At 73.7% G+C, this 10,035-nt stretch carries 10 protein-coding genes; all 10 read right to left on the reverse strand.

Translation table 11 applies throughout. The features are described 5' to 3' along the window. Positions 1-2 precede the first annotated feature (2 nt). A complete protein-coding gene (locus E1293_RS39495; RefSeq protein ID WP_132204018.1) occupies positions 3-1,076 on the reverse strand; it encodes a 2-hydroxyacid dehydrogenase in 1,074 nt (357 codons plus the stop codon). Then, positions 1,077-1,685 carry a histidine phosphatase family protein gene (locus E1293_RS39500; protein WP_132204020.1) on the reverse strand — a complete coding sequence of 203 codons (609 nt, stop codon included), beginning with the start codon at positions 1,683-1,685 and terminating at the stop codon, positions 1,077-1,079. Then, positions 1,682-3,157 (reverse strand): FGGY-family carbohydrate kinase, encoded by a 1,476-nt coding sequence (locus tag E1293_RS39505; protein WP_132204022.1) that lies wholly within the window; start codon positions 3,155-3,157, stop codon positions 1,682-1,684. Before E1293_RS39505 ends, E1293_RS39500 begins: the two co-directional genes overlap by 4 nt. Continuing rightward, complete coding sequence (locus tag E1293_RS39510) at positions 3,154-4,665, reverse strand: FGGY-family carbohydrate kinase (RefSeq protein ID WP_132204024.1); 1,512 nt, start codon at positions 4,663-4,665, stop codon at positions 3,154-3,156. The genes E1293_RS39505 and E1293_RS39510 overlap by 4 nt, the downstream gene beginning before the upstream one ends. 52 nt (positions 4,666-4,717) lie before the next feature. After that, positions 4,718-5,962 carry a sugar ABC transporter permease gene (locus E1293_RS39515; protein ID WP_207939366.1) on the reverse strand — a complete coding sequence of 415 codons (1,245 nt, stop codon included), beginning with the start codon at positions 5,960-5,962 and terminating at the stop codon, positions 4,718-4,720. Next, positions 5,955-6,848: an ATP-binding cassette domain-containing protein gene (locus E1293_RS39520; protein WP_132204026.1), complete on the reverse strand. Its 894-nt coding sequence runs from the start codon at positions 6,846-6,848 to the stop codon at positions 5,955-5,957. The genes E1293_RS39515 and E1293_RS39520 overlap by 8 nt, the downstream gene beginning before the upstream one ends. Before the next feature lie 9 nt (positions 6,849-6,857). Next, a complete protein-coding gene (locus E1293_RS39525) occupies positions 6,858-7,931 on the reverse strand; it encodes a substrate-binding domain-containing protein (RefSeq protein WP_207939367.1) in 1,074 nt (357 codons plus the stop codon). Between the two features lie 291 nt (positions 7,932-8,222). Beyond that, positions 8,223-8,624, reverse strand: a complete 402-nt coding sequence (locus E1293_RS39530) for a rhodanese-like domain-containing protein (protein ID WP_132204028.1) — start codon at positions 8,622-8,624, stop codon at positions 8,223-8,225. A gap of 24 nt (positions 8,625-8,648) precedes the next feature. Beyond that, on the reverse strand, positions 8,649-9,527 hold the full coding sequence (locus E1293_RS39535) for a Gfo/Idh/MocA family protein (RefSeq protein WP_132204030.1): 879 nt from the start codon (positions 9,525-9,527) through the stop codon (positions 8,649-8,651). Between the two features lie 22 nt (positions 9,528-9,549). Next, positions 9,550-10,035 (reverse strand): hypothetical protein (locus E1293_RS39540; protein ID WP_207939368.1); only part of this gene is annotated, 486 nt, incomplete at its 5' end.

Genomic DNA, 10,035 nt, shown 5'->3' on the forward strand with positions numbered 1-10,035 from the left:
TCTCAGGGGCGGGCAGGCCGGGCGGCCGCCGGCACCTCGGGGTTGGCGCAGTGGGCGAGGGGCTCGCCGCGCAGGTGGCGGCCGACGTCCCCGGCGATGATGCTCGCCGCGTTGGCGGCGGTCTGCTTGCTGGCCCCGGCCAGGTGCGGTGTGACGATGATGTTCGGCGTGGTCAGCAGCCGCGATCCGGCCGGGATGGGCTCCTCGGGGAAGACGTCGAACGCGGCGGCGAACAGGTGCCCGGACTCGGCCGCGTCGCACACCGCCTCGTAGTCGAGCAGCGACCCGCGGGCGCAGTTGACGATGATCGATCCGGGCGCCAGCGCGGCGATCTGCCTGGCGCCGATCATCCCGATGGTCTCCGGGGTCGCGCGGGCGTGCAGGGAGACGATCTGCGCGCGTGCCAGCAGCTCGTCCAGCGTCACCGGTTCGGCGATGCCCGCCAGGTCGCCGAGGTCGTCCAGGTAGGGGTCGTGGACGAGGACGCGGGCGCCGAGCGCGGCCAGCGCCCGGGCGACGCGGCGGCCGACCGCGCCGCAGCCGATGAGCCCCGCGGTGCTGCCGCGGATCTCGATGCCGACGTCGTCGTAGCGGTAGTAGTCGCCGCGCCACTGCCCCGCCATGAGGTCGACGTGCGTCTGCGGGATGCGCCGCACCGCGGCGAGGATCAGCCCGAGGGTGTGCTCGGCGGTAGCGCCGGCGTTGCGGCCGGGCGCGAAGCAGACGGCCACGCCGTGCTCGGTGGCCGCCTCCAGGTTGGCGTTGACGGGTCCGCCGCGGCTGATGCCGAACAGCCGCAGATCCGGGGACGCCTCCAGGATCCGCCTGGTCAGCGGCGCCATCTGGGTGACGCAGACCTCGGCGCCGCGCAGCGCCTCGATGAGCTGCTCCTCGGTCCCGGACGCCTCGTCCACTTCGGCGACGCGTCCGAACGGCTCCACCGGCCACGGCAGCGTGAGCTCCGAGAAGGCCAGGTCGCCGGACGTCCCGGCGCGCAGTGTCTCCGCGCGCAGCGCGTCGACGAACAGCTCGTTGCGGACGAAAAGGTCACCGGCCGCGAGCACGCGGGTACTCATTCATCGCTCCAGTCGGGTGTTGAACTCCAGCAGGGCGGCCTCGCCGTCCCGGAGCCGTATCTCGGTCAGTGCGCAGTTGCCCAGCGACGGGAACCGCCGCCGGTAGTCCTTGAGCGGCATCCCCAGCAGCCGGCACAGCGCGAGCCGGATGGCGGTGGAGTGCGCGACGACGAGGACGCGGCCGCCGGGGTGCCGCCGGGCGATGTCGTCGAGGCAGCCGGTGTAGCGGCGCGCGACCGCGGCCGGGTCCTCGCCGCCGGGCAGGTGGTGGGCGACGGGGTCCGCCAGGAACGCGCGCAGCTCGTCGGGGAACTTCCGCTCCATCTCCGCGCGGGTGAGGCCCTCGCCGTGCCCGAAGTCCAGCTCCCGGAGCCGTTCGTCGACGTGGGGTTCCGTGCCGGCGGCCTCCGCGGAAGGCGCCGCGGTCAGCCGGGAGCGCGACAGGTCCGAGCACCACACCGCGTCCAGGCCGGCCGTCGCCGCCCACACGGCGAGCAATCGGGCCTGGTCCAGGCCGCGGGGGGTCAGCGCGACGTCGCTGACCCCGGCGTACCGGTTGTCGGCGTGCCATTCGGTCTCCCCGTGCCGGACGAGGATGAGGCGGGTCATCGGGATGTCCTCTCGCGTGCGTGCGCGGCGGTCTCGGCGGGCAGCCAGCCGCGCCGTTCCAGCTCACCGACCAGGCGCAGGTAGGGGCCGTCGAACACGCCGGTCCTGCCCGGACGCGGGTCGATCACCGTCCGGACGGCGACCATCCGGCCGGCGACCTCCGCGACGTCGCGGCCCGGCGACGCGGCGAGGACGGCGGCGCCGAGCGCGGGCTCGGCCTGCCGGGGCAGCACGACGGGGCGCCCGAGGATGTCGGCGCGCAGCCGGCACCAGTACTCGCTGCGCGCGGCGCCGCCCGTCAGGGTCAGGTCGCCTCCGGTGGGGGCGCCGAGCAGGTCGAGGTGGTCGAAGCAGAGCCGTTCCAGGTAGCCGACGCCCTGCAGGACGGCGGCGAAGTCGTCGGCCTCGTCGCCGGTCCCGTCCAGCCGGAACCCGCGGGCGTCCGGCGCGAGGAACGGGAACCGCTCCCCCGCCGGGACCAGCGGGTACGCCAGCGCCGCGGCGGGCTCGTGACCGGCCGCACGGCGGTCCAGGTCGGCGAGGTCCCGGCCGGGGAAGTCCCGGGAGATCGCGCCAGCCCCCGTGCTGGACGCGCCGCCCGGCAGCCACCGCCCGTCGGGCGCCTTGTGCGAGTAGACGACGCCGAACGGGTCGTGGACGAGGTCGTCGGTGACGCCCTTGAGGACCAGCGTCGTCCCGAGGACGGAGTTCCAGGAGCCGACGGCCAGCCGCCCGGTGCCGAGCTGGGCGGCGCACCCGTCGGTCGCCCCAGCGATGACCGGCGTTCCCGCCGGGATGCCGGTCGCGTCGGCGGCGCGCGCGCAGACCGTCCCCAGCGGCGTCCCGGACCGTTCCAGAGGCGGGAGCACGTCGGCCGGGACGCCCAGCGCGTCGAAGGCCTCGCCCGGCCAGGCCTCGGCGACGAGATCGGCTCCGGTCTTCAACGCGTTGCTGAGATCCGCCGCCACCGCATGCCCGGTCAGGCGGCGGTTGACGAAGTCGGCCTGATGCGCGAGCCGGGCGCCGTCGCCCCCGTGGTCTTCCAGAAGCCACAGCAGCTTCGGCAGCGCCCAGGCGGGCTGCATGCGCTGGTAGCCGAGCTTCCGCCACACCTCGCCGCCGGCGTCGTTCACCTGCTCGACGTACTCGGCTGCCCGCGTGTCGTCGTACATGAGGGCCGCGGTCAGCGGCCGCCCGTCGTCATCGGTGAGCAGGATGGTGCCGGACGTCCCGTCGACGGCGACGGCCTGAACCGCCTCTGGCGGGACGTCCCGCAGCGCCTCCCGGCACGCGGCGCTCACCGCCGTCCACCAGTCCTCGGGGTCCTGCTCGTGCCGGGGCCCGTCCCGTCGTCCGGTCAACGCCCGGGTGCCCGCGCCGGCCACGTCGCCCGAGGCGGTGACGACCAGCGCGCGCACGCTCTGCGTCCCAAGATCGATTCCGACCCAGACGTCCTCGTTCCGGACGGTCACCGGGCGCCGCCGTCCGGGGCGGTGCGGGCTCGGGCGGCGGCGAGGGTGCGCCATGCGGGCGCCGTGGCGGTGCGGACGGCCAGGAAGTCCTCGTAGGTCTCGGCGTACCGGGCCGCCCGTCCAGGGTCGGGTGCGTAGGTGTCGCCGGGATGGACGTGGGCGTCGGCCGCCTCGCGGGCGCCGGTGGCCCGTCCGGTGGACAGGAGCCCGATGATGAACGCGCCGCGCGCCCCCGCTTCGGTGTCGGCGGACCGCACCACCGGGACGCCCGTGACGTCGGCGAGCATCCTCATCCAGATCGGGCTCGCCGAGCCGCCGCCGCTCACCCGCAGCTCGGTGGGACGGGTCTCGGCCGCGGTCAGGCAGTCGCGCACCACCAGGCTCAGCCCTTCGAGGACGGCCCGCGCGAGATGCTCGCGCTCGTGGTCGACGGTCAGGCCGTGGAACGCTCCGCGCGCCTGCGGGTCGAGGAAGGGGGCGCGCTCACCGGCGGGCGACAGGTACGGCAGGAACATCAGCCCGTCCGCGCCCGGCGGGGCCTGGGCCGCGAGTTCGGCGAGCTCGGCGGGGGCGGTGAGGCCGAGCACGCGGCAGGCCCAGTCGATGACCTGGCCGCCGGCGAGCGTCGGGAACGCCCGCAGGTAGCGGCCGGGCAGTCCCATCGCGACCGTGAGGCCGGACGGTTCGCCGCCGAGGCGCGGGCCGTCCACGACCATCTCCGTGCACAGCGTCGTGCCGAGGATCGTGCAGGCCTGGCCGGTGTCGACCGCGCCGACGCCGATGGCGGTGGAGGCGATGTCGTACGGCGCGAGGACGACGGGCAGCCCGGCCGGCAGGCCCAGCTCGGACGCGGCGCCCTCGGTCAGCGGGGCGACGCGCCGGTCGTCGCCGCGCAGGTCGGGGAGCAGGCGCCGCGCCCACTCCATGTCGTAGAGGCGGAAGAGGTCGCCTGAGTAGCGGAGGGCGGCGATGTCCAGGAAGGGGGCGGACGCGTCCGAGCCGTCCACGGCGATCTCCCCGGTGAGGCGGGAGAAGATCCAGCCGCCGCAGGTCAGGGACGCCGCCGAGCGGGCGATCCGGTCCGGGTCGCGCTCGCGCAGCCAGGTCAGGATCGCGTGCGGCAGGCCCGCGAAGTGCAGCGACCCGTTGACGCGGAACGCCTCCTCCAGCACCCCGGCCGCCGCCCAGCGCTCGACGGACGCGGCGGCGCGCCCGTCGTTCCACAGGATCGCCGGGCCGGTGGGGGCGCCGTCGCCGTCCACCAGCCAGCTTCCGTCGCCCTGCGCGGTCAGGGCCAGGAAGTCGACATCGGTGCCGACCTGGGCGAGCACGTCGCGGACCGCGTCCGCGACGGCCCGCCAGACCGACCCCATGTCCTGCTCGGCGTGGCCCGGCGCTGGCCGCGTCACCTCGGTGGGCCGCCGGACGACGGCCAGTTCCGTGCCGTCCCCCGCGTATCCCACCGCCTTGATCATCGTGGTGCCCGCGTCGACGCAGACGACCGTCATCGGCTCCCCCGTCCGTTGTGTGGTGGTCCCATCGCCGTGGTCACGCGCTCTGTCACGCGCGGCCGTGCGTGGCGCGGGACCGGCGGGCGACCGAGTCCAGCGCCACGGCCAGCAGCAGCACGGCGCCGGTGACCATGAAGCGGTAGGACGAGTCGAGGTTCAGCAGCGTCAGCCCGCTGGAGATCGACTGGATGACCAGGATGCCGAGCATCGCCGCGAACGCGTTGCCGCGCCCGCCGAACAGGCTCGTCCCGCCGATGACGGCCGCCGCGATCGCGTTCAGGTTGACGTCGCCGCCGCCGCTGCTCTGGTTGGCCGCCGCCAGCCGGGCCGCCGCGAGGATCCCGCCGAACGCGGCGAGCGCGGTGCACATGACGAACGCCGAGGTGTAGATCGTCTTGACGTTGATGCCGGCGCGCCGGGCCGCCTCGACGTTGCCGCCGACCGCGTACATCGACTTGCCGTACTTCGTCCGGGACAGGGCGTAGTGCGTCACCAGGACCAGGCCGACGAACAGCACGAACATCCAGCCGACGCCGCGGTCCCGGTTCAGGTACCAGACCGCCACGCCGAGGCCGGCCAGCAGCGCGGCGCTGCGGACGACCAGCGTCCGCTCGGACGTCGCGGGCAGCCCGGCCTTGCGGCGCTGCGACGCGCGGTTGTGCCCGGTCAGGTACAGGGCGGCCGCGCCGGCGGCGACCAGCGTGTACGCGAGCCACGGCGGGAGGAAGTCGAGCTGCGCGAACGTCACCAGCCGGGAGTCGAACGGCAGGTTGATCGACCCCTTGGGGCCGAGGATCCACAGCTGCAGGCCGAGCCAGCCGAGCAGCCCGGCCAGCGTGATCACGAAGCTGGGGACGCCGAGCCGGTTGAACACCTGCGCGTAGAACCAGCCGAGCGCGACCGCGAGCACCAGCGCCGCGAGGATCGCCAGCCAGGACGGCCAGCCGTGGTCGACGAACAGCACCGCGACGACGGCGGCGCTGAGCCCGCTGATCGACCCCACCGACAGGTCGATCTGCCCGACCAGCAGCATGAACACCACGCCGAGCGCGATCACGCCGACGGGCACGCACTCCAGCGCCAGGTTGACCAGGTTGGCGCTGGACAGGAATACCGGGTTGAGGATCTGCATCACGGTCCAGATCACGACCAGCCCGCCGACGACCGGCGCCACGCCGAGGTCGCCGCCGCGGACCCGGTCGGCCATCGCCGCCAGCGCGCCGCGCAGGCCCCCTGCGCCGGATGGTCCCGGCGGCCCCGACTTCAGCTCCGGCGGCGCCATGAGGTCACTCATCGCCGGCTCCCTTCTTCAGGACGACCCGCTCGGCGGCGGCGTCCCCGTCCGGCGTGTCGTCTTCCGGCGCGTCGTCCGGCGCGTCCTCGGCTTCGGGACGGCCCTTGCCGGCGCGGCGGCTCACCACGTTGTCGGTGGCGCCGGTGATCGCGGCGACCAGTTCCTCGGCGGACGTCGTCCGGGCGTCGAACACGCCGTTGTTGCGGCCGAGGCGGAGCACGGCGACGGTGTCGGCGACGGCCGTCACGTCCGCCATGTTGTGGCTGATCATGAGGACGCCGTGGCCGCGCTCCTTGAGCCGCTCGATCAGGTTGAGCACCTCGGCGGTCTGCGCGACGCCGAGCGCGGCGGTCGGCTCGTCCAGGATGATGACCTTGGGGTCGCCGAGCAGCGACCGGGCGATCGCCACCGTCTGCCGCTGGCCGCCCGACAGCGCGGCGACCGGCACGTCCACCGCCGGGATCTTCGCCGACAGCTGGGTGAGCAGCTCGCGGGAGCGGACCTCCATCGCGACGTCGTCCAGCCGCAGCGCCCGCATCTCGCGGCCGAGGAACAGGTTCTCGATCACGTTGAGGTTCTCGCAGAGCGCGAGGTCCTGGAAGACCGTCGCGATGCCGAGCTGCTGCGCCGCGGCCGGGGTCGGGACGCTCACCTCCCGCGACTCGAAGGTGATGGTGCCGGCGTCCGGCGCGTGGACGCCGGACAGGACCTTCACCAGGGTGGACTTGCCGGCGCCGTTGTCGCCGACGAGGGCGACGACCTCGCCGGCGGCGACGTCCAGGGCGACGTCGGTGAGCGCGGCGACCGCGCCGAACGACTTGCTGACGCCGCGCAGCGACAGCAGCGAGCCCGCCGCGCCGGACGGTGGAGTGGGCGATGGTGACATGGGCGTTTCCTACTTGAGGCCGAGCTTCGCGCAGGCCGACGCGTACTCGGAGGTGCAGACCTTGTCGGTCTTCAGGGCACCGTCCGGGCCGAGCAGGACCTTGCCGATGTTGTCCTTGGTGACGACGGTCGGGGTGAACAGCTCCGACGGGGTGCCGAACAGCGTCGCGTTGCCCTTCGGCGCCTCGCCCTGGGCCAGCTCGTGGGCGGCGTTCGCGGCGGCCTCCGCGACGATCTTGATCGGCTTGGAGATGGTGTTGTACTGGTCGCCGGCGATGATCCGCTGCGCGGCGGCCAGCTCGGCGTCGTTGCCGGTCACCGGCGGGACGTCCACGCCGGCGGCCTTGAACGCGGCGACGGACGCGCCGCCGGTGCCGTCGTTCGCGGCGACGACGCCCGCGATCTGACCGCGGAACTTGCTGATCTGGCCGCTGACCCACTGCTGCGCCTTCGCGGGCTCCCAGCCGGGCGTGTCGTACTCGGCGAGCAGCTTGAACCCGCTCGGGTCGACCGAGCTGTGGATGCCCTTCTTGATCAGGTTCGCGGCGGCGTCCGTCGGCGAGCCGTTGACCTCCAGGATCCCGCCGTCGGCCTTGGTCTCCTTGAGGTGGTCGACCAGCGACTTGCCGATCATCGCGCCGATCTTCTCGTTGTCGAACGAGACGTAGTAGTCGGCCTTGGCCTTCGGGATCGGGCGGTCGTAGGCGATGACCTTCACGTCCCGCGACTGCGCCATCCGGACGATCGAGGCCGCCGCGGCCGAGTCGACCGGGTCGATCACGATCACCTTGACGCCCTGCGCGAGCACCGAGCTGGCCTGCTGCTGCTTGGAGGCGTCCGCGCCCGCGTTCTGGTAGAGCACCGAGCAGCCGGAGCACAGCTGCTTCATCTTGGCCTTGAACAGCGGGGCGTCGTACAGCTCGTAGCGGGTCGAGGCGATGTCGGGCATCAGGAACGCGACCTTGGCGTTCTTCGCGTCGCCGCCGCCGGACGCCGGGCTCTTGGACGAGCACGCCGCGGCCGGGGCCAGCACGGCGAGGGCCGCGGCCGCCGCGGCGGCCGTCCGGAGAGAAAGCTTCTGCACTGAGTTCTCCTCGGTGATGCGCCCGTGGGGAGGGGCGGTGGAGCCGATGCGGCGGCCCGCGCGAGCGGGTGACGGCGGCCACCGCGATGAGAACGTAACACCAGAAACGTTAGAAAAGTCAATACATGAACGTCGGTGGACGTTAGATCTAACGAACGACGTTCACACAGACCGGGCTCGCGCACGCCGGGCGACCATGTTCAAGCCGATGTGGGCAGCGAAGATCCCGACCTGGACGTTGACAGGTCAGGAATTAACACCAAGGATGTTAAGACCCCAACTCAGGGGGGGTCACCGGCCGTCCGACCCGGCTCCGCCGGCGGTCGGCAGGCCGGCGGCGCGCCACGCCTGGAAGCCGCCCACGATGTCCGTGGCGCGGGTAAGCCCGAGGTCGTGCAGCGCCGCGGCGGCGAGGCTGGAGGTGTAGCCCTCCGAGCACAGCACGATGACGCGCAGGTCGTGGCCGGTGGCCTCGGGCAGCCGGGCGGCCGAGGACGGGTCGAAGCGCCATTCCAGGACGTTGCGCTCGACGATCAGCGCGCCGGGCACCTCGCCCTCGTCCGCCCGCTGGGCGGCCGGGCGGATGTCGACCAGCACCGCGCCGTCGCGCGACTCGGCGTGGGCCTGGTCGGGGTGGACGCGGGCCAGCCGGCCGCGGGCGTCGGCGAGGATCTCATCGATGGTGCGAGCCATCCCCCCAGCATGGCAGGCGTCGGCCTATGCCTCCGTCAGCTGGGCCTCCGCCGAGGCAAGGATTTCTTGAATCCGCAGGCCGTGCGCGGCGTCCAGCGCGGGCGCGGGCCCGCCGCGCACCGACGCGGCGAACTCCGAGACCATCGTCGCGAACGCGTCGTCGCCGAGCTGCGACCAGTCGAGCAGCGCGTGTCCCTTGCGCCCGTAGACCTCGACGCGGGCGGGCGGCAGCTCCCCCATGCCCGCCATCGACACCGACGCCTGGCTGACCGCGCCGCCCTCGTGCTCCAGCGTCAGCCCCAGCCAGCCGAGCGGGTCGCCGTGCGCGCGGACGCCGGCGACGCGGCCGAGCGAGGCGTCCAGCAGGTCGACGATGTGCGGGCCGAGGTCGAGCAGCGCGCCCTTCTCCAGCCGCCACGGGGTGGCGAACGGCCCGCCGCTCAGGACGGACGAGACGAACGAGCCGTAGCCGCCGAACGGTTCCAGTTCCCGGGCCCGGTCGAGGAAGGCGCGGGCGGCGCGCGAGTACCGCAGCGTGAGCACCATCTGCGAGACGACGCCCGCCTCGGCGATGGCGCCCGCGACGCTGCGCGCGCCGTCCAGGTCCATGGCGAGGGGCTTCTCCAGCAGCACGGCCTTGCCCGCGCGCGCGGCCTGGGCGGCGTAATCGGCCTGGACGTCCGGCGGGACGGAGAACGCCACGGCCTCGCAGGCGTCGAACAGCTCCTCGATCCGCTCGAACGAGGGCGCGCCGTGCCTGCCGGCCAGCTCCGCGGACGCCTCCGGCCGCCGCGCCCACACGCCCGCGAGCCGCGTCGACGGTCCCGCCGCCAGCGTCGGCGCGTGCACGATCTCGGCCCAGTGCCCCGCCCCGACCAGCCCCACCGCCACTGAATCGCTCATGGGGCAAACCTAGACGATCTACTCAGCAGCCGCCGTGCGTGATCGTCCAGTCGTCCAGGAACGTCTGGACGTGGTAGTCGTAGATCCCGCCGTCGGTCAGGTACCGGTAGGCGGAGTCGTAGTCCTCGCCGCAGGTCGCGTTGCCGGCCTCGATCGCCCAGTCGTCCGGGGCCTTGATCCCGTCCGCGGCGATCATCGACAGGAAGTTGCCGTCCGCGTCGCCGTAGTCCGGTGTCTGCGGTTCCGGCTGCACGGTCCTCGGTTCGGTGACGGTCACGGTCGGCCTCGGCGCCGGTGCCTGCTTCTGCGCGGGCGTCCCGCTCGGCGCGGCCGGTGCGGACGAGTGGGTCTGCGCGACGTTGCCGGCGTCGTGCGACTCCCCCGGGTTCAGCTTGATGAACGCGATGGCGCCGGCGCACGCCAGGACCGCCGCCGCCAGCGCGGCCACCGCCACGATCATGATCTGCCGCATGTCGTCCCCCTGATGGGCAGCTGCGAGGGAGGGCCG

This window comes from Actinomadura darangshiensis (genome assembly GCF_004349235.1).
GTDB lineage: Bacteria > Actinomycetota > Actinomycetes > Streptosporangiales > Streptosporangiaceae > Spirillospora > Spirillospora darangshiensis.

Coding starts and splice junctions, on each gene's coding strand:
- E1293_RS39530 (WP_132204028.1), bottom strand. CDS start 8,624: ATGGCTCGCACCATCGATGAGATCCTCGCCGACGCCCGCGGCCGGCTG.
- E1293_RS39535 (WP_132204030.1), bottom strand. CDS start 9,527: ATGAGCGATTCAGTGGCGGTGGGGCTGGTCGGGGCGGGGCACTGGGCC.
- E1293_RS39495 (WP_132204018.1), bottom strand. CDS start 1,076: ATGAGTACCCGCGTGCTCGCGGCCGGTGACCTTTTCGTCCGCAACGAG.
- E1293_RS39520 (WP_132204026.1), bottom strand. CDS start 6,848: ATGTCACCATCGCCCACTCCACCGTCCGGCGCGGCGGGCTCGCTGCTG.
- E1293_RS39515 (WP_207939366.1), bottom strand. CDS start 5,962: ATGAGTGACCTCATGGCGCCGCCGGAGCTGAAGTCGGGGCCGCCGGGA.
- E1293_RS39510 (WP_132204024.1), bottom strand. CDS start 4,665: ATGACGGTCGTCTGCGTCGACGCGGGCACCACGATGATCAAGGCGGTG.
- E1293_RS39500 (WP_132204020.1), bottom strand. CDS start 1,685: ATGACCCGCCTCATCCTCGTCCGGCACGGGGAGACCGAATGGCACGCC.